The sequence below is a fragment of the Sphingobacterium sp. Lzh-3 genome (genome assembly GCF_046764375.1).
Classification (GTDB): Bacteria; Bacteroidota; Bacteroidia; order Sphingobacteriales; family Sphingobacteriaceae; genus Sphingobacterium.
This window is the reverse complement of sequence record NZ_CP177226.1, coordinates 297,181-319,324: the sequence shown is the minus strand read 5'-3', so window position 1 is coordinate 319,324 and position 22,144 is coordinate 297,181. Positions and strand designations below refer to the sequence as shown.

Genomic DNA, 22,144 nt, shown 5'->3' with positions numbered 1-22,144 from the left:
CTAGCAAATAAACTTAGTTTCGGCTTAAATAAAAGTTGGACTTTCGGTCCTATTAATAATTGATAGTATGTAACAATGATATAATAATATTTTTAAAGTCATACATATTGACAGGAACGAAATCGATTGCGTAATCGAAGCAAACGATTGCATAAATTAATCATGAATGTCTATATAGATTATAGTTTTATAATTTTATAAAAGAAGTAAACGAAGTCATTCTATTTTCTTATCAATCTCGCGCTTTCTATTTGCGACATTTTTTGGTTGCTTTTTATAACCAAATGAAGAGTTAAAAAAAAGTTCTCTCTAAATTTGAATACTTTCAACACGAAAAAAGCCGAATCACTTATTGTAATTCGGCCTTATTTTGTCATACATATAAGAATTCTCGCTATTTTTTAATAACGCAAGATCAACCTTCCCACAATTCCTGTGTCAATGTATGATATATTTACTAGGATCATTCTATTGAAGGGAACCGACAAAAAAGAACTCATAATGATCAAAAAAGTCTGTTAAATCCAGTTTAGATAGTTCCCTAGCTGATTGGATGTTATCACTCACTTTCAAAATATAGCTGTAACTACGAAAAAGGAGTCAACCAATCGAATACAATCGGATCAGACGAAAAATAGCGCCATCCTATCGTAAGCGCTATTTTTTAAACAATTAGTCGATTCGGAAACTGGCTTTTAAGGGAACTCCACCACAAATGTCCGATTATCCCGCCAGGTATTGTATGTACTTTTTCCTACTTGATTGATGATATAACCGTAGCCACGATTGGGACCATTGGACAAGCTGTTGTTACAGATATGTTTGAGCCTAACACCGGGTTTTACCGGTATTTCCACCGAACTTTCAATGCGAATCGGATTGACCAGCACATCATATATTCCAAAAGCATAGGCTTCATGTTGCTGCACCGTATCGGCGACCTTGTAAGCCGCAAACCCATCGCGTGTCCCATTTTCGCTTCGGTATGCTGCCTGATTCGGCGCATCGTAAGGACTTTCACATTGAAAGAAATAGGTGCGCCCGTAATTACCGGTCCAATAGGTTTGATATTCCTGAAAATGTTCATTGAACAAAGCATACATGGTCATATAATCGCCATTGACCACCAATCCATTGCGTGTCGTATTCATATCCCAGCCAACACTGCCCTTCACCCCATGATCGGCACGCCATATCCAAAAGTGATCTCCGATCACATCATTGCTATTGACAATAACCGATTGGTCGACATGAACTTTGTCGGCCCGAAATCCGCCAATACGCAGAAATAGGTCCGCCAGCAGGGTCGGGTTACTGTCATGTCTTATCCCGGTCTTTTCCTGACCGACCTGAATCAAACTATGCGAACTATAATGCGCGTCAAACATCAATGAGGCAACAGTGACACCTGCAACATCATCAACATCAATTGCCGTATGCGGATTTGCTGCGCCGGGTATCAATGTGGCCAAGCCAAGTCCAAGTATAATGGTATTGGCCTTGCTGACATGAAGGGGTTCAGATAACTCATACATCCCGGGTGTAATCAGCAAATGCTTGCCATTCCCTAACTGTCGGTTCATCTCCGCCGCTGTATCGCCGGGTTTGACAACATAAAACTCCTTCTCCACATCGATAATATCTCCCGCCCCCATGTTGTCGCGTGTATAGGATACGCCTGTATGATTATGCTTTAGCGCTGGCCGAAACACCTTATACCGCCCATCTTTGTCAAAAAACACAAAGGGCTTTTCACGAATCACGGGTGTCGTTGGAATGACCGTCACGTTGCCGCCTTCTGCCCAATTATTTTGATAGCTATTCTTATCAACAGAAGGTCCAAAATCTACTCCCTGAAAACAATAATTGTATTTAATTTCTTCAAACTTCCCTCTTCCTTTGTTTAGAAAGGAGTTTCGTGTATACCACTGCTGCTGGTTTTTGGAACCTGCAGCTGCCTCAAAACAGCAGTCTGCGGTATAACCACCACTAACCCATCCATTTGCCCATTGATTGCGCACCACCCGTGTGGAATAAATACGACGCAAGGGGGCGGCTTGGGAAACCGCCCATTTAAAAGTTTGTTCTTCCTCATAGCTCTCCGGACCGATGACAGACAGATTCTCAGCAGCACGCCAGAATGTACAGGTTCCGTTCCCATCGGCAAGATGAGGCGGCGTGTGTATATTTGAAATCGCAACATCATAAGGCACTTTACCTAATCCAGCAATCTGCACATAAAAAGGAATCTTCAATAATCCGGCATCCTTGTAGTCGCCCGATTTGAAAAGCAATGCATAACGATGGGGACTAAATTCTTTTCCAAACATCTTTTCATGGAGCTGATTGACTTCATTGCCGACACGCACCTTATTATCTGTTGGACTATAAACAAATGTATTTTCACCAAACAGCTGGAGTTCTAAACTCAAACGTGCTACAAACTCTCCTTTTACGGTCTGGATCTCATAATAATAGTCGTATGGACTACCATCGAGCACTTGATCCACAAATTTGGGCTGTGTGACTTTGGCAATAGTTTGATAATCGCCCAACCTGCCCTGGCTCCGTCGGATAAGAAAGGGCCCTTTTATCTCTTTATCGGTCAGCCGATTACTAAAGTTAAGACATATTCGCCCCTTTTGGATGAAGACTTCGGGACTGCCTACCTTGGATTTATCTTTCACAACATCGTTTTGCCGCCTGGCTTTTACCGCGGCCGTTTTCCTTAGGCCATTTGGACTTTTCGCGAGCTCGCTTGGATCAGGTTGATGTGTCACGACGGCGGTTACTGTAGTTCCGTACGCCCCAGTATAGGTTGGTTTATTTAGCTTATAGCTAGTTTCTGCAAGGACGGGTTGTATCATCAACAATGCGATAATAGGCTTGATATAGTTTCTAAATGGCTGCATAAATTTCATGTTTTATGGGTTGACTGACTGGTTTATCTTTTTAAGTCGGATCGCATTCAGCATCGGTTCACCTTTCTTAGGAATAAAGGAAATCACCAAGTTACCGTCGCTGTGCACTTTCACTGGAAATTTTCGACGAAGCACGCTAAAAGCCCCGACTTCACGCAACACATTTAAATCCGTAGCAAGCGCGTGGTCTCCAATCCGAATGTCAAAAACGCGATCCATGCCCTTTTGCTCCTGTTTCTTCTCTCGCTGCTCAAGATCATATAAGAGGTTTTCCTTGTTATTCGGGCCATCCAATTCGGCAAAAAATAACTCGACCTCGTAATTGCCATTAGGCAGATCAAATCGATAGGATTCCAGTCCCTTCAATTGTGTCTGGAAGAGCGGGTCATCCCCTGTACCGCTAATATTTACATCGGTCCCCAGATTTTCACGGCCCGTATTTTTCAGACGATATTTTTCGCCCTTTAAATAACCCCAGCTTTCCCTTTCATAAGGCTGATCTGGGAACCATCGATTTCCCAGGGAATCTACGTATTCTCGATTGTCGCCAACATTGATGCGGAGTTCTTGCCAGTCACTATCCTTCTTCAGATCATAGGGCAATACCTCACAATCCATTACCGTTTCATCGGTGGAATTTAATTTTCCGTTATGGAAAGCCTGGGCTTTCAAAGTGTGTGATCCACGGCTTAGGTTTACAGGCCATAATATCATCCGATCCACAGGCTTGCTTACGCCCAACGACATACCATCCAGCAGGAGTTCCACCGAATCAGCATTACTGAATATGGGCAGCTTTAGCCATCCGGATCCTATTAATGCCCGGTCCGGCTCAGTCCTTACAGCCCATTTTTTTCCAAAAGTACCTCCTATTTTTACAAAAGGGGCCTTCTTGAGATAAGCTTGGTATAGAAAATAGCTATCCTTCGCTTTCCGTTCCCAGGTCAGCAAACCTTTGGTATTGATATGTGGCATGCTTTCCTCCCTGGTCTCCGAATTAAAATCGGATAAATTCCATGCCACCCCGCCAGCGACAAATGCTTTCTGTAGGATGTCATTGAGATAGCCCTGATGGTACCGAATAGCATATTCAATACTTTTGTCGAAACGAACTGGTTTATCCGAATGTATTCGATAGTCGGCATCTGCTCCATATTCAGTTACCAATAAGGGTTTCTCGGGCAGCTGTTGATGAATATGTTCTAACTGCTTACCAAAATCTGCAATTTTGCCACCATACCAGCCCGGATACAAATTCCAGCCCACAAGCATAGGAACCTTTGTTAGTCCCGTCCGATGATAGAGATCAAAGTTTCCATGATTGGCGATCATCGTATAGCGTGTAGTATCTTCGGCTCGTGTGAGTGCTTCCAGTTTTTCCGCCAATGATACCACTGATTTAAAATATTTTTCCTGACGTTCTTTATCTTTTGGAAAATGGGGCCGAAGAAAGATTTCGTTCATATAGCCCCAGATAATGATACTCGGATGGTTAAAATATTGTCTAATCATCTCCTTCTGCATCTGAAAGCTATTGGTTGCAAAAGTTGAACTTTCGGTAATCTCGTTTACAAGCGGAATTTCCACCGATGCCAACAAGCCCAAGCTGTCACAGGTTTTCAATATGGCAGGATCTTGCGGATAATGTGCCACACGCAGGAAGTTACCGCCCATCGCTTTTAATTTCACAAGATCCTGTACCTGTAGGCTATCGGGAACCGCATTGCCCATACCTTTAAAATCCTGGTGTCGGCTGGCTCCTACTAATTTTAGTGATTTTCCGTTTAAAAAAAAGCCTTTTTCGGGATGGAATGAAAACCAGCGGAAACCAACGGAATTATCCAGCTGGTCCAGCTGTCGGCCCTTGGAATTATAAATCCGCGTTATCAAACGATACAAGTACGGCAAGTCTGGCGACCACAATTTTGGATGCTCAATTTCAGCTATATTCAATTGAAAATTGTGCTGTGAATGAGGTTTTAGATTTTCTTTCTGCTGTACTTTTTTTACCGCCACTCCATCGGCATCCACAAGCGTAGTTTCAATCACAATAGCTTGTTGTGATGCTGAAGTATTCTGAATAGCTCCATCAAGATGAATTGTTGCATTTTCTCCGGAATCGACTTTTGCATTTACGCGCAAACCACTGCTTCCGTAAACAGGATCTGCAAAATGGATCTGATCCAACAGCAGCAAAGACACTTTTCTGTAAATACCTCCAAAAAAAGTAAAATCGCCACTTAATGGCGCGATATCCTGATTGAAGCGATTGGTGACTTGCATCACTATCGTATTTTTTCCATTTACTCTTCGATTGAGATCGTCTGTAATGTCGACATTGAAAGCCGTATAACCACCAATATGGGCTTTCACCTGTTTACCATTCACAAATACGGTTGCCTCCTGATTGGCGGCCCCTACATGAAGCACTATTCGTTTATTTTGCCAGGCGGTTTTCCAATAGAGGATATTGTGATATTGAGTAGCACCGCGATAATAGCCCGGCTTATCGTCCATGACATCAGCTATATTCCAGGTATGCGGTAGATCAACAATCTGTTCCCGTTGTTTTTGTTTAGCTATACGGTCTGTGGAAGCTTCCTCCTTCCTGAATTTCCAGTTTGACGAGAAATCAACTGAAACTCTTCCATCTAGTACGGTTTGCGCGTGTACGCTCGAAGAGAAAAATAGACAGGCTATATAGCCTAGGTTGATGAATTGTTTAAATATTATATTCATGTATCGCATTTATGTTGGTCGATCTAGCGCTTGCAGCACCAATCTTGTCCAACCTGATTTTTCATTTTTTTTATGTTTTTTACCGCTTGTTGTCAGGATGTCTTTTACCTTGCTTGCATAATTCCAGCAGGTACTCTGCCGAATACCCAATTTCTGCGAAAGCTTATAGGAAGAGATGTCGCCCTGATGGAAATGCACGAGATAAACCAGATAAAAGGCTTTATTAATTGGAATCCGTACATTTTCAAAAATCGTATTGTTCAACACAGATTCTTCATAGGTACACTTGGTGCACCTTCGGCTATAAGGTGTTTTACCGGCACAATAGTTATCGTACCCACATTTTATACAACGGTATTCTTTTTTCCATTTCAAATCGGACAAGACCTTGTAACAGGTCTCCTTATCTGGATATTTTACCCCAAATTCTTCAAAATTCATTTCCTTGGAAAGCACCCGATCATCGGTAATCCGTTCAATATTGGTCTGTAGGTTTTTATTATCCTTTGTCAACAACTGGTTCATGCGGCCAATTTCTTCCGACTGAGCCCATAATAGGCTATTCATCTCTTTCAGTTCGCGATTCTGATCGTTAATAATTTCGGATTTTTCAAGCAGCTCTTTTGATTTCTGCATCACTTCCAGCGTGCGTTCCTGCACTTTCCGTTCAAGATCTCTGTTGTGCTTCTCCTGGAGTTTCTCGTTGATCTGCATCTGTTCAATGACTCTCTTTTGTGCCCGCTCTTTCTTGCTTTTCAAGAGCCGAACTTTATCATGAATTGCGAATGAGAGAAAAGTCATCTCCAGTACAAAGCCAAATGTGATGCTATAATGCCCGATCGAACTGGGCAGAAAACGCGCATAGCCCAATACATAGATTACTTTCAACACAAAGCCGAGGAAAAGAAACGTATAAGCAAGCACGAAATACCGGGCTGGACGATAGTTTTTCTTCCAAAGCCATATCCCCGAAATAAAGGCAACTGACAATGGAACAATCTCAACAAATTTGTAGATAAACCAGTTCTGGTTAAAACCTAAACAATACAGAAAGAATGCGATTCTTAAAATAATGACCAGATCCAACAAACGATTCAATTTAGGCTCTTTTTGTTTTACATGCAGTAAGGATTTCGTAAATAACAACGCAAAAACGCTAACACAGCAGACAAAAACTGCTGTTGCGTATTGATTGAACCAAGGATTTTCGGGCCATAGATACTGAAAAGCGATACCATCCGAAGACATCTCGTATAATCCTACACACAAGATATAGAGGACATAATACAGGTATTGGCGTCCTCTGACAGCAAAATACATGAGTAAATTATTGAAACTAAACAGAATAATCATCCCATAGAACAGACCAAACGTAAAATATTCAGTCAGCGTATATTGAACAAAACGATCTAGGGTACGATAGACCAAAATTACGTTGACCATCTGTCTTGATCGTACCTTAAAATAAGCCTCGTAAGTACCTTTCTGCAATGTAGGAATTAGGAATTCAAAATTCTTGTGCATAAACTGCCTATTCTCGAAATCGATCGAAGCGCCGGCCCGATAATGGACAAAACCGTCCGTTCCATTTGGGATAAATGCCTCCACCATGTCGGCAGTCTGATCGAACAGCTCGATAATCCGGTCATGGGATAGGTGTTGATCAAAAGACATTCGCACCCTAAACCAATACGTTGAGGACCGGTTGAAATTTTTGGGATAGTATCGCTCATTAGGTTTAAATTGTTCTGCATGTTCCGGTGATCTTATTTCTGCAAATGACAGGGCATTGGTACTATCTTCGATATAGTATACTTCTGTGGTCTTAAAAATATGCTCGGCTGTACCGGGCGATAGCGCAATAGGCTTTTGACCAAATAGCAAACCCATTTGGAATAACAATAACAATAGCGCAAATCCGCGTATTTTCATCCTTTCTACAGTATACATAGCTCGTCTACTTCTTTCTTTTGGTTATTTATGACCGGATAGGCATTCGTATTTGGATACGGATCCTATCCGGTTTTAGAAGGTCAAAATAACAAAATTATCAGAAAGCTTATAGTCCTCATTTACGACCTGACAACTGCAGCTATTCAACAATCTTATCGAGCGGCGGCACATTGTTTTCTGCGCCGGCATAACCCTGATTCTGATTGATCATCCCGTTGGTATTAAACCGTTGTGCCGATGCAGGTACAGGCCACAGCACATGGTATGGCGCAATCTCATAATGCACCCCCTGTACAGTAGGAACCTTATCGCGATAGAAGGAATTTTTTTCAATAATACGATCGTAGAAGAAATTGCTTTGCGAGAAGTTAGCCATACTATATGTTTTGCCATTATAAGCCGGGATACCGGTCTGCGCAAAAATATAAGCAATACGTGTCAACTCTGACTTACGTGCTTCTTCCCAAAAGAGTTCTCTTGCCCTTTCATCCAATACGGTACCGATGGTAACTTTTGTCGCATTTTGCAGTAGCGCAGCATTTGCTCTTCCCCGAACGGCATTGATATCTGCCATAGCCTGTGCCTGCTGGCCCTTCCATACATAGGCTTCTGCACGCAACAAGTAGGTTTCGGCCAAGCGAAAGACATACCAGTCCGTGTTTGTTCCGCGCGGCGGATTCCAATTTGGATCCTCGGCGAATTGATTGGTTGAATTGATGAAAACCTTATAATGGGGCCATCCAAACCAGTGACGAATAGTATCCAACGAACCATTGGTAAACACTTTGTTGATATTTTCTTTTGTAAACTGCTGGATCGGCTGACCATAAAGTTTACTGATTTCGGGGTCCTTTGAAGCTTTGATTGCCGGATTATTGTAAACAAGATCCGTCATATCCATCCACATTCCCTTTGCATGACGGTAATCTGTCTGATCTGTCCATATTTCTTTGGTACTGTAATAAGTACCGCGATAACGACCAATGCCACGACCATACATCCGTGTCAGCGGGATTTCTGCACTCACAGCATCCACAATGGCCTGCAGTCCGCCTTGTGGGATTTTTAAGTTGGCAAAATGCCAAGCTGGAACGGTATTCCGCATCAACTGAGAACCAAGATCCGTACGGCCTTGCAGCGTTTGTCGGTCAATCACCAGGAATAAAGCCTCTTTATTTGCAGGGATTGCTTTGTTGTCCATGCGGTGTAAATCCCATACGACATTTTTAGATTGGTCTGCCGCGGTGCTACCAAAGCGGTTTTTCATCAAGGTATATTTACCACCGTCAATCACTTTACTGGCAGCAGCAATAGCTCCGTCAAAGTCTCCCAATGCGAGATCTATTTTTGTCAACAGGTGATTGACGGCCCCATTTGTCACTTCCCCTTTATTAACACCATCTTTAACCCAAAGCTGCGCAAACTCCAGGTCTTCTTTCATCTTTTTCAGAATAACCTCTCTTTTGGTTGAGTAAAAATCATATTTCGGAGCCGAAAGATCTTTCAACTGTAGCGGTACATCGCCAAATTCGTGCACCAATCGATAGTAAAAATAAGCGCGGTAGAAGTAAGCAGCACCCAAAATTTCATTTTTCTGAGCCTCTGAACTATATGTTGGGCGATCGATATTACTTATCACTGTATTAGCAGACCGGACTGCAGCGAAAAAATTGGTCCAATACCAACCAATTTTATTGAAGTCATCACTATTGAGGTTGGCATCTGGTGTGATCAACGAAACAAGGTTCTGCGCCGGTGTTGCTTTGTCTGTAGTTCCTTCCACAGCAACATCCGAGAAGATCGATTCGGTCAACATGGGAGCAGCATCACCAAAAAATTCGCCCCGGGCTGCTTTACCCAAAGCGTTCAACACCCCCTTAAGGGCATCGACATTGTTTAGATTATCCGGAGAATACTGCGATAGCTGATCGGAGTCCAAAAAGCTCTTTTTGCATCCATGGACAGCCAACAAGGTGATTGATGCGAAAACGGCAGCTACTTTTATATTTATTTTCTTCATTTTCTTTCGTTTTAATTAAAGAGATACATTCAAACCTAGTGTATAATATCGCGGCGTAGGACCGTCGTTCTGTGGATCCCAATAGTTCCAAACCGGTGCATATACCGCAGCATTGTTGACGTTCATATATACTTTCAGGTTTCTTACTTTAAGTCGTTCTGATACCGGTTTCGGCAGAGAGTAGGCCAGCGATATATTGTTCAGACGTATAAAACTATTTTTCCAATACACATTGAAACTTGTTCCGTTCGCGCCGCTTCCTAAGCGCGCATAGTCGTTGCTCGGATTTTCGGGCGTCCAATACGGTTGAACGTAAGACGTTGAACGCATAAAGCCCACACTTCCGGGATTGTTCTTCGCCTGATTAAATTGTTTTTTCTGACCCCAATTAGAAATCAACTGAAATGAAAAGTCGAAGTTCTTGAACAAGTTAAACTCATTCCGTAAGGACCAAGTAAAACGTGGCGAAGTGTAACCTATAAATTGCTTGTCTTCATCATTATAGACATAATCGCCGTTCACATCTTCCAATTTGAAATCGCCGGGACGTATACTTGCTTTTGTATACTTTTTAGCCTCCTCGACCTCATTTTCCTGCCATACGCCCAATACTTTATAATCCCATATTACATCGATATCCTGTCCTATAAACCAACCGTTGCCGGGGTCATTATTTGGTGTTGCAAGACGTGAAATCTTATTTCGGTTCAAGGAGAGAATAAAATTGGAGTTCCATTTGATATTTCCGTCGACAATATTTCGACTTGTCAAACTGACTTCGAGTCCTTTATTTTTCACCTCAGCCAAGTTGGAATAAACAAACTGGTAGCCTGATACACTGGAAAGCGTTTGTTTAACCAATAGATCATTTGTCCTTTTACTATACACATCTACTGAGCCGCTGATTCGATCCTTGAAAATTGAAAAATCCAATCCTGCATTGAGTGAGGTGGTTTGCTCCCATTTGAGATTTTCATTTCCCATTCGCGAACCGACCACTACTGTATTGACCTCAGCCGGTGTACCGTTGGCATCGACGGTCTGGTATTTATTGACCGTCAGTTGCGATAAAGCGGCATAAGGATCCACTGTTCCATTATCTGGATTACGAAGATCCCTGTTACCGTTGATACCATATGAAAGTCGAAGTTTACCGAAATTTAGCCAGGAAAGATTTTTCATAAACGATTCTTCGGAAAAGGTCCAGGCTCCAGCTACTGCCGGAAAAGTCGCTCTCTTACTATTGACGCCGAACACCGAGTAACCGTCTCTACGCACCGATAAGGTCAAATTATAGCGATCCATAAGACTATAATTAACCCGTGCCATCAGGGCGTCCCCGGTATATACTTTATCCTCGCTATTAACGGTAGGCAGATTACCACTGGCCAGATTATGATAGCCAAGATAGTCCCCGGGGACAAAACCTTGATTTGCCGCCTGCGTCCACCAAGTTTGATATTTTTCAGAATTTGCCAAAAGGGTTACATCCACACTGTGGATTTCAGCAAATTTCCGGTTCCATTTCAGGAGATTATCGATTTGCCAATTATAACGCGTTTCCTGATCACGACTTGCCGAGCCACCAGCAATAGTCACATTGGGATTTGCTGAGGAGTTATGGTTGAAGGTACGATACATATCAATCCCGGGACTAAAGTTGAACTGATAAGTAATACCAAAAGGCAAGTTCACTTTTGCAAAGAGACTTGCAAAAAGGGTATTCTGCTTGTTCATCCGGTCATTGTAGGTCATATTTAGAAAAGGATTACGGGCATTCAATCCGCTATCATCGGTCGGAATCCTTCTTAATGTACCATCCGCATTGTATTTATCACCATAAGGCGATAGATTTGTTAACTGTGCCCAGTCGGCCTCAATTGCCCCTTCGTCGCGATCAGCATATTGCACATTGGCCCCCATACGCAGAAAGTTCGTCACCTTACCTTCGAGATTCAATCGCGCCCGAAATGTACTGAATTCACCACCCTCGATCAGATTTTGATTTTTGTTATACCCAACCGACATGTAGTAATTGACATCTTCCTTTCTTCCGCTCATACTTACCGTATGATCCTGACGAATTCCTGTTCTAAAGATCTCATCGTACCAATCTATGGTCTTACCCGCCATGTAGTTGGCTTTTTCATTCGCCACTAGACCAAGCCTATCTAACCAAATATCTACTGGATCCAAATCTTTATTTCCCCCGGAAAGCCATTGATCAAATGTCACGTCGGAAGGGAGGTTAAGCGGATCGTCATAAAAATAGGATGGCCTTGTACCACCAGCTCTTCCCACATCCGCTCGCCATTTCAGAAAACCAGGACCATCGTAAACACGTTGATTACGTGCTAGAGTAGCTAATCCCCAGTTGGTATTCGCCGTCAACACGGGTTTATCGCTTGTTCCTTTTTTGGTGGTAATGGCAACTACCCCTGTAGCAGCTTTAGCACCATAAACAGCCAAGGAGCTCGCATCCTTCAGGACATCTATGGTCTGTATGTCATTGGGGTTAATATCAGAAAGCTGCCCATTGTAGATGATCCCATCCAATACGATCAATGGTGAAGTCGAGGCACTGAGCGTGGTTTTACCACGTACCAATAGATCTCCGCCTCCTTTCGCAGAAGTATTTTGTGAAACGCTCAGACCTGCGATGTTCCCTTTTAGCAGATCCGCAACACTCTGCGGATTCTCATTTTCAAGCTGTTCAGCTTTTACACTTGCAATGGAGCCCGTGACATCCTTTCGGGAAGCGGTTCCATAACCGATGACAACAACTTCGGTCAATTCGGTATTGCCCGAGTCCATGGTTATGTTCAACGTTGTCTGTCCATCGACGTCCTGCTCCTTATTCAGAAAGCCCACACTTGACAATACAAGCGTAGACTTAGGAAAGACAGCAATAGAGAACCTCCCCTGGTCATCCGTTGTCGTTCCCCCAGAACGATTTTTCAGTTTGATAGATACTTGTGGAATTGGCTTCCCTTGGCTATCCACTACAGTACCGCTGACTGTCCGATTTTGTGCATTTGCCATATAGGTACATGCAAGTACACTTGTAATCAGGAGCGTTAATTGTTTGGCCATAATTTATGGAAATTTAGCGTTCAAATAATTGTTAATTGGGTTATTTATGGAAGCTAAATTAATTCGATCAAATCAAAAAAACAACTAAAATAAAGTGTAAAGCACTGCAAATTAGATAGTTATAAAAAATAATAATACACTTAAATCCCAAGTAACAACATCCTTAACTGATTGATCTACACAGGTTATATTGAAAGGAAATAGTGATTATTAATACGGTATATCAACAAGCAATATTTTTTGATTTTTCTTGTCCGCCATTTGAGCTTATTATTTTTAGCGCTCGCGAGAAAAACATAAGCCACAAAAGGAATTGTTGCGATGCTTCACGCAAATTGCATCACTCAATCAAAATGCAGCCGTTCAGGTTCGATGCATTAAAAAATAAAAAGAATCAATCCTTATGGTTATTCAAGCAGAATCCCCTCAAAAATTTGAGGGGATTCTGCTTGAATATATCTATTGAAATACTATATCATCAATCAATTGCCCGTACAGGTAGTCTAGGTGGAATTAATAGTGCTGGCGAGAATGCTTTCTTTATTAATGGATACCTTTGAAAATTCTATTCCATCGTATTTTGGAAAGCCCATTGCCATTTGCATTCCAGCTCATCCAGGTAAATAATGCTTTTCCGACAATATGATCCTCAGGAGCAAATCCCCAGTCCCTGGCATCAAGCGAGTTGTGTCTATTGTCTCCCATCATCCAATAATAATCCATTTTAAAGGTATAAGAATTTGCTTTACGGCCATTTAGATATAATCCGTCAGCTTTCTTCTCGAGTTTGTTATGCTCATAGACCTGAATTGCACGAGCATAGAGTGGTAAAGTCTGCGTATTTAAAGGCACAGTCATTCCTTTCTTTGGAATAACAAATGGCCCAAAGTTATCGTAGTTCCATTTGTATTGTGGATCATTCGGAAAAGTATTTGCCTGAGCCACTCCCGGCTTTTGAACGTTCATTTGCATGGATTTGACATTGGACCAAGATTTCACCATGGCTGCCTGGTCTTTTGTTAAAAAGATTAGGTAAACTCCGGGTTGAATTAAAGAGACTTCTATTTCCATATCTTTCAGACGCTGTTCGTCCAGACCTGTCTCATCGGTTATCACGGTATAATCCATCTGACTTTCTGGAGCTACAAAACCTGGTTGGTCGTTCACAAACAATACTCCTTCTGTCATGCTGATTTTATCCCCAGGCATTCCCACGCAGCGTTTAATTAAATGTTCGCGTTTATCCACTGGACGGGTCTGAATTGTAAATTGTTGATGTACTGCTTCACGTCCCATGTTACGCACCAGGTCATAATAGGGCGAGTCTTGATTTTCTACTGCAACAGTATCGCCGGCAGGTGCATTAAAAACGATCACATCATTCCTTTTTATTTCTTGAAATCCGGGCAATCGTTTGTAAGGAATTTTAATGAGTTCGGAGAACGCTTTTCCTCCTATCAATGGCATCGTATGATGTGCAAAAGGAAATGCTATAGGCGTATTAGGAATACGAGGACCATAATTCAGTTTACTGACAAAAAGATAATCACCAATGAGAAGAGATTGCTGCATAGACCCCGAAGGAATCATAAATGCCTCCAATAAAAAACCGCGAATCAAGGTTGCAGCTACCGTCGCAAAAACAATCGCATCCGCCCATTCACGCACCATCGATTTTTTATAGGGGTATTTTTTCTTATAATCTATATACGATTCATGCGCAATTCCCAGTTCAGAGTCCTTTGTCATCAGCTTACCTGCCTCATTTGCAGCTTTAAGGTTTTTGGCATAAAGACCATTCAGAAATTGCACGTTTTTATCGCTACCCCAAATTGGCAGTACAATAAACGGAACCAATACTGCAGCACAGTTTTCCCAAAACCTTCTCTTTCCAAAACAATGAATAAAATCGAGGTAGAGGTTATAAAAGACAAAAACATTGACAATCGGAACAAACAACAGGATAAGTTGCCAGGTTTTCTTGCCGAGAATGCGCGATTGGATCCACTGGCTATAAAGAGGAACAATTCCCTCCCAGCCTCTGCGCCCTGCTTTTTCAAATAGCAACCAAAAACCGTAGGCTGCGACTATAGTCAATACAATAAAGATGGTAAGTATCATAAATTCGTTTAATTGCAGTATTAGTCAATATAAGATCTTAATAAATAAACAGTTTCTTCTTTCCCTCTGAAGAGGCATTTGAAGATTGGATCTCATTATAGCGCATAAGGTACTTTATAAAAAGATCATAATCATACTTTTTTTCCTTTTCAAATTCTGCGAATAACTCCGGTTCGTCATTGATCAAACGCCCTAAAGCGATAGTCCGCTTCTTCTTACTGTTACTAAAAAGTCCATTTGTGTTGCTATTTATTTCAATCACTTCACCAGTTGATTTTTTTAATGCATAGGCATATTTGGACTTACTGACTCCAATGGATAACATTGTACCACCTCCACCAGTACCAAACATCATTCCTCCGCCACCTCCGAGATTCAAATTAGACACGTAATAAACCATAATTTCTCCATCCACCAACACTTCGGCAAAAGTTGGCTCCTCCGTATAATTTCTATCTATTTGAAATACCTGTGGTGAAGTTCCCTGAACGGGCTCCAAGCCATTTTCGACATAGGAAGGTGCATAGACTTTTCTTTTAGATTCCCAGTAAGCACGAAACACCTGGCCGGGGGCAAACGTTAGCTTCTCTTTCTGTTGATTTTCAAATTTGAGATTGTGATCCTTGATGGAGGTGATTTTCCCATAAAGGGTATCTGCGTTCATTAAAACTAAGTAATCTAATTTTTTTGCGGCTTCCTGTGCACGAGCTGTCATTAGTATATTGGCGAAGCAAGAAAAAAACACAGCAGTTAAAATTGATATGGCTTTCATTTGAACATTTGTTTTGCACTATTTTTAAATCCCATGGCATGCGCTACTACACGTAAGGTAAAGCTACATAAAAATATGAAATCCAAGTTCGGCCTTCGGAGTTTTAACGTTTGTTAGCATTTTGTTTTGCTAGGGCATTCCTACAATATCGTGCAAAGATTTTAAGATCCCTAAAAACGATCCCTAATAATACAGTCAATACAGCCGTATTTCTCAAGCAACAACAGCTGTACTGCAAAAAACAAAGCCACATCATTTTTTGCTGATGTGGCTTAACTGATTGCTTATTGTTTATGCAAAAAGATTAACTTTTATATTTACTTTCAAATGCTGTGGATGCTTGATTGACCCCATTACTCATATTTTCAAATGCTTTATTAATATTATCAAGCAATGCGGATTCTTTAGCTGCATCGGGTGTTTTATTTTTTCGAAGCTCAATCAATTTTGGATAATCCTCCGTAACAATTTTTTTATACCCGTTCAGCCCATCGAGCACCGCCTTTTGGAATGTCGCATCACCCTTGAAATCACCAAGTTCCTCTACTTTTTTGATATCGTCATTTAAAGACTTCTCCCAATCTGCCCGCACCTGTTCAGCCTTAGAATAATCGGAGCCATTCATGGCGGCATTCATGTCTGTCACATGTTTTTCACTACTGTTGATCACGGTAATAATTGAATTGTTGTACGCTGCAGGATCTTTTTCTCCCGAACTACAACTTGACAGGCTCAGAACCGCTGCGGTCATCATGCCCGTAATAAATTGTTTAATCATATTGATCTATTTTGTTGTTACATTTCAGTATTTAATGCTCATTTACACAAAGATAGCCTTCAACACAACTGAATTTCATCACGGAAATCAGGGATTTCTGCAGCCATTCCATGCTAAAGGGACATTAACTGATTGCGAAAGTTGTGATTGCCATTACGTTGGTCAAAGCGGTCGGCGAGTTGATCCGCCAGTTTCCCATAGTGATTAGCCAATTCGCTTGCGGTGTAAATATTTTTCCCCTGAAAAAGATTGTGCTGATTGCCGAGCTCAAGCATAAAAGATTCATCAGGGCCAAAGTTCCGCATGGCTTCACAGATATAGCAGGCCAACTGAAACATGGATCGATTGTCGGGACCATCGGCCCAAGGCAAAAATCGTTCGATCCATTCCTTGGCTTTACCCGTATCGGTATAGGAAAAATAGGTTGCTAGTTTAATAGCCGAAATCAAAATTGCGGAATCCTTTTCTTTCTTAAACACCTCCTTTTCTGCCAGCTGCGCCATTTTATCGGCCTGTTCAGTATCACCTTGTTTAAGACCTTCATATGCCAGGTTCACGGCCGTACGCAAAGGGACATGCGAACAGGTAAACTGGCCTTCAATTAAAGGTAAGGCTTTATCGACTGCTGGGCTATAGCCATCCTGTAATAGTGTTGCTGATACTTCTGCATCCATTTCACAGGCTTCACAATCGCTCATGTCATCTCTTTGCATAGCATTTACGTTCTTCAATGCGCGCTCGATGGCAACAATATCTTTTTGCGCCAGCGCATCACTCAGCTCCTCATTGTATATGGCACGCTTACCATAACCGTTGCGGATCAATCGTTGTTCAAAGTCGCGCAAAGCCGCTTCAATCTGCTCACGGCTGACAGCAGGATTATCGTATAATTCGGACATCATCCATTTGTATTGCCACAAGAAGTCTTCTTCATTAAAGAGTTCAGGATTTTCGTCGTAAGCCTGTAATATCCACGCAAATGCCGGTAATGATTCGGTTGAAAAAGCAAGGTCTATCTCTTCGCTGATTAAATCTAAGCGAAGGTCATAACCCCATTCAATATCTTGATTTTCATCTGCAATCCGAATAGCCTGTGTCAACAGGTTAACCTTTTCCAAGGTATTGTCTACTCGTGCAATCTGATTGCGAAGTTTCTGAATTTTAAGTGTATACATCTAATTACTCCTTCTTTTTTTTTGAGTATATTTACTTTTTAATATATTTTCTATGCAATAAAAGGAAATCCGTACGCGGTGGAGTATACTCAACCGCTTTAAAGATTCACAAAATTATCCAGCCCCATGACGATGAGGCTTTTCAGGGCCTCATTCATGACCTTCATTTCCCGCTCCTGGACAGGGTACTTGCCCAAAATTAGCGCCTGCACGTAAAGCACTTCCATAACTGAACGAAGCATGTAGACATCTTTTATATCCATTAGTGTTTTGATCAACGCATTGTCAGCATTTAAACATAACGTATTCTGGATCTTATTCGGCCTCGATGTCTTAAGTACCTGCGCAAAAGGATTTGCATTTTCCTTTAATTGGCTAATCGTATTCTCTACATTATTTTGCTCCATTTTTGTAAAAATAGCCGGCGTATCAATCGGTTTAAACCGTCTAATTTCAAGGACGCAGCTATAATCGTCTAAAATGCGCTGCACTTCTTTCTGAAAAGAAACATAGTGATTGTGCTCATCTTCATGAATCGGCTGAAACGTTTCCAAAAGCTGATTGGGCGACATCTCTGTTATCTTATAGTCGCGATATTTTTGTTTGATCCTGCGGAGCAACTCGGTATCAAATGTGTAGGACGCATTCACAAGAATCATCCCCTGTGTATCGGCCATACGGTCAATCTGTTTGAAATCTTCAAAATCAGCACAGTAATAGAGCTGTTGCTGATGATCAATGATATTTTGAAAGCTTCGTTGTCCGCGATTGGTCTCAAACGGAATATCAGCCAAAAATATTTCTAGAAAGTCCGGATCTTCGAGCGCGAAAGCTTTCAAGTGGAGATAATGAGTTTGGATAATGCGAATATATATATCGAAATCGATCTTCTTCACCTGCTGCAGGTACGTTTTCAGCACAACAGCTATTTCCTTTCGAGCCTGCCGTAGTAGATCATTTTTCATCAAAGACTCCCGTGAGGCGGTGGCACTAAGTTCCTCTGTGTTGACAAGCATCCGGACAAAAAATGCCCAATTTGGCAAAATAGACTGATCTTCTTCAGCGAGAAACATGCGCTTCAAGTAGATACGGTGACGCTGCTTGCTGCTAAACTGTGTACGGAAAGGTAAAATATACAACACCCCCTTTGCCTTTCCCGCCGTCGTTTCAAATGGAATTGCATCTAAAAAGTTGACATGAAAGAGATCTTTGCCTATAGCAAGCAATTCCGTCTTTGAAATCGATGGAGCGAGCCATTTGGGTTCTTCTTTATGGATGATCTTTTCGTCACCTCCTACCACAATAGAAATGGTTTCTCGCAGCGCATCTCCATAAAACTTGATTTTTTTCTCAAAATAATCCGCTTCAAAAATATAGTTGAATTGCTTTTTAGGACTAAGGATAACCCGTGTTCCGACAGGAATATCTTCAGTCAGACGCTCGATTTTATAGTCCCCTTCAGCTCTTGCGGTCCAACGTAGAGGCAGTTGTTCAAGAGCAGATTTTGTTTCCACAACGATCTCATCGCTGACCACAAAACAAGAAAGCAGTCCAATACCAAACTTACCTATGAAATCCTGAGCATCCTTAATGTCTTTACTCTTTGAACTCTCGCCTATAACCGACAAAAATTGGTGAATATCGGTCTCCTTAAGGCCTATCCCATTATCGCTGAACAGAAACTTCGGTTGTTCAGTGCCTGGCAGCTCAATCGTTATTTTACCCTGATGCTCTTCATCCAAGTGTTTCAATGCTGTAATTGCATCCACGCCGTTTTGAAGCAGTTCCCGAATAAATGTATTGGGATCGCTATACAGGTGCTCTGAGAGCAGTGCGATCATTCCTTTCAGATTGACCTGAAAGGAATAGGATTTTTCTTCTTGCATGTTTTTCTTACTTTCTCGTTTTCTTTGTCAATCGAATAGCATCTTCATGTCCATTGTCTGCCGCCCGTTCAAACCACTCCAGGGCAAGATCTTCATTTTCTTCTACCCCATCCCCCATAAGATAACAGTTGGCCAGTTTATATTGTGCATCAGCATGATCGGCTTCGGCGGCCTTCATAAGCCATTCTACACCGTCGCGAAGATCCATTGGTATGCCATCTCCTTCCAGCAGTTGCACCGCAACAAAGTAAGAAGCATACACATTCCCTTGCTGCGCTACTTCCATAAAATACCCAAAGGAAGCTGCTTTATCGATCTCGGTACCTATTCCAAAATAATAACAACGGGCTAATCGGTAGCTCGCCTGCTGATTTCCTCGCTCTGCAGCTTGTTTATAATATCCAAAAGCTTTCGCTGGATGCACCTCTACTCCGACACCAAACTCATAACACATGCCAATTCCCTCCGTCAGATAGCCAAGTTTTTCGGCACGCGTGTAGTAATCAAAGCCTTTGTCGTATTCTTCCAACTGATCATAGTCGAAGAAAAAGTAGTCGCCAAGCAGCAAAAGCGCCTCAGCTACATTTTTTTGTGCGGCCTCTTCCAAAAGCTGAAGACCATGAGCTGCATCCTTTTGCACCAATCCGGTCAAATAGTATCGTCCCAATACATAAGTTGCGTAAGGGAACCCCAGATCAGCAGCTTTCTTAATATTTTCCTGTGCTTTAAATGTATCTTGGTTCAATCCATAACCATATTCATAACAGAGACCCAGATCTGTCAACGCCTGTACATGATTTCGTTCAGCAGCCTGTTGGTATAAAGCAATCATCCGGTCCAGGTTTATCTCCGTACCTATGCCCCCTCGGTAACATCGCGCCAGTTCATATATACTATTTAGCTCCTGCATACCGGCTCCAATTTCAAACGCGGTAAAAGCTGCTTTCGGTTGGGGAGCTCCAGACTGGTGATAATCATTTTCCAAATAAATACCTTTTAAATAATAGGCATATGGATAACCAAGATCTGCCGCACGCGAGAAATAATCAAAGGCCAATTTATAATCCGGTTCGGACTTTAATTCAGCCGCTAAACCCATTTCCGTTAGGGCTGTAGCGTTATTATATCCTGCCGCTTCTTCAAAATAAGGCAATGCAGCGGCCAAATCTGGTTCCTCTCCATGGATACCATATTTTAGGTACCTACCAACCTGATATAAAGCTTGAGGCAATTTATCCGTCGCTGCATCCTGATAGTAAGCAAAGGCGGTTTTGTAATCCGGAGCAACTCCATCATAACCAGATTCGACCATATTACCCATGCGCAACTTGGCGTAAGCAATGTTCTTTTCCGCCATTGCACTGAAACGCAGAAAGGCTGATTTTTCATCCCTTGGGAGGAATCTACCCTCGAGGAGAATTTCAGCAAGTTCAACCTGAGCTTCCACATACCCGTCTTTCTCGTCCAGCAGGCGCAATAAAGATAGTCCCTTGTCGATGTCCTGCACAGCCTCCTGATAGAGATACAGACAGGCGAGACGATAACCCGCATAATTATTATTATAGTCGTATGCTTTCTGAAGATACCACAGCGGCTCTTCGAAATCCTGTTTTTCCTGATTGTTGTTGCCAAGTGCCTGAAGTTTGATAAGTGCAATTTGCACCGCGGCGTCCATCATTCCGTATTCAAACAGTTCTCGATATTCCGGTATAAGAAGTTCCTGTTCACCAATGGAAGCCGCCTCCGAACGTTTTATTTCATTCAGCACAAATCTGCAATAACGAGATTCAGCCATCGTGATACCCTCTTCGAGGGTTTGCAGACGTTTGCCCTTGTCCTCTTTACGCGCATAGTAAAATTGGAGCGCCTCATAATAATGGCGCAGTATTTTCCTTTCCGGAGATTGCTTGAGCAGCTGAATACGGTCAAAGACTTCTTCATATTTATCGGTCCAGACATCGATATGGGCAGCATATGCGATTCCCCAAAGATCTCCGCCCAAAGCAAGTGCATCCAGTTCGGCCTTGGCGTTATCGCGGTCGATATCGGCCAGCAAACCTAAATAATTGTAGTATAAATAAAGAGGTCTTGCCCATTCAACCCCAGCATCGATGCCTCTCTTCAAATAAAGGGACGCCTTTTCCTTCTCTACCACATGTCGGCGACATAAAATATGCTGTAAGCCAAGCTCCACCCATGCATGAGAATTGATCGCAGCATAGCGCGCTAATATTGTCCGTATTTTATCAATAAAAAAGGTATAATCCTCTTCGTTCAGATATACGTTTGCGGCAAAATCAGTTCCTTTTTCAAATAATGCATCATAAAGTGCAGCTGCACTGGACTGCTCCAAGTTGTGCTCAAAATAAATCAGGACATCAAGCCATATATCGGGCGTAATGCGTTTCGAAAGGTCAACTGTCAATTGATGTTCAGCCGATTGCAATGCGGCAACTTTAATAGAATATTCTTCACTTAACTTCATATATCATCGTATGTACTACTTGTAAAACATGCTTTTTATACTCTCTAGGCGCCAAAAAGCAACAAAAACTTTGCCACTGTATCGTACAGTCAATTCTGTTTATTATAATGCAACTATATTGCTTTTAAAATCTTTTTCCCTATATTTGTTGCAACTTAATTGCAATACATATTCATTGGGCTATATACGTATGGCACGAAT

General features: G+C 41.9%; 11 protein-coding genes. All 11 read right to left on the bottom strand.

Annotated features, from left to right (window positions below; genetic code table 11):
* Nucleotides 1-695: 695 nt before the first annotated feature.
* The 11 genes from ACLCDV_RS01290 to ACLCDV_RS01240 all read right to left on the bottom strand — a co-directional run bounded on the left by ACLCDV_RS01290 (nt 696) and on the right by ACLCDV_RS01240 (nt 21,943).
* Entirely contained in the window at nt 696-2,912 is a 2,217-nt protein-coding gene (locus ACLCDV_RS01290) for a hypothetical protein (protein ID WP_411972743.1), read from the bottom strand.
* A 12-nt stretch (nt 2,913-2,924) separates the two neighbouring features.
* Entirely contained in the window at nt 2,925-5,660 is a 2,736-nt protein-coding gene (locus ACLCDV_RS01285; protein ID WP_411972742.1) for a glycoside hydrolase family 2 TIM barrel-domain containing protein, read from the bottom strand.
* A gap of 9 nt (nt 5,661-5,669) precedes the next feature.
* Entirely contained in the window at nt 5,670-7,610 is a 1,941-nt protein-coding gene (locus ACLCDV_RS01280) for a 7TM diverse intracellular signaling domain-containing protein (RefSeq protein WP_411972741.1), read from the bottom strand.
* A 142-nt stretch (nt 7,611-7,752) separates the two neighbouring features.
* Complete coding sequence (locus ACLCDV_RS01275; protein ID WP_317668758.1) at nt 7,753-9,633, bottom strand: RagB/SusD family nutrient uptake outer membrane protein; 1,881 nt, start codon at nt 9,631-9,633, stop codon at nt 7,753-7,755.
* Nucleotides 9,634-9,648: 15 nt separating this feature from the next.
* Entirely contained in the window at nt 9,649-12,726 is a 3,078-nt protein-coding gene (locus tag ACLCDV_RS01270) for a SusC/RagA family TonB-linked outer membrane protein (RefSeq protein WP_317668759.1), read from the bottom strand.
* 543 nt (nt 12,727-13,269) lie between these two features.
* Entirely contained in the window at nt 13,270-14,847 is a 1,578-nt protein-coding gene (gene lepB / locus ACLCDV_RS01265) for a signal peptidase I (RefSeq protein ID WP_317668760.1), read from the bottom strand.
* Nucleotides 14,848-14,884: 37 nt separating this feature from the next.
* Nucleotides 14,885-15,619, bottom strand: a complete 735-nt coding sequence (locus ACLCDV_RS01260; protein ID WP_317668761.1) for a hypothetical protein — start codon at nt 15,617-15,619, stop codon at nt 14,885-14,887.
* A gap of 304 nt (nt 15,620-15,923) precedes the next feature.
* On the bottom strand, nt 15,924-16,397 hold the full coding sequence (locus ACLCDV_RS01255) for a hypothetical protein (RefSeq protein WP_286727815.1): 474 nt from the start codon (nt 16,395-16,397) through the stop codon (nt 15,924-15,926).
* Nucleotides 16,398-16,510: 113 nt separating this feature from the next.
* The gene (locus ACLCDV_RS01250; protein WP_317668762.1) at nt 16,511-17,572 is read right to left on the bottom strand and encodes a hypothetical protein; all 1,062 of its coding nucleotides are present in this window, start codon (nt 17,570-17,572) and stop codon (nt 16,511-16,513) included.
* Nucleotides 17,573-17,670: 98 nt separating this feature from the next.
* Nucleotides 17,671-19,458: an HSP90 family protein gene (locus ACLCDV_RS01245; protein ID WP_411972740.1), complete on the bottom strand. Its 1,788-nt coding sequence runs from the start codon at nt 19,456-19,458 to the stop codon at nt 17,671-17,673.
* 7 nt (nt 19,459-19,465) lie between these two features.
* Nucleotides 19,466-21,943 carry a tetratricopeptide repeat protein gene (locus ACLCDV_RS01240; RefSeq protein WP_411972739.1) on the bottom strand — a complete coding sequence of 826 codons (2,478 nt, stop codon included), beginning with the start codon at nt 21,941-21,943 and terminating at the stop codon, nt 19,466-19,468.
* Between the last annotated feature and the right edge of the window lie 201 nt (nt 21,944-22,144).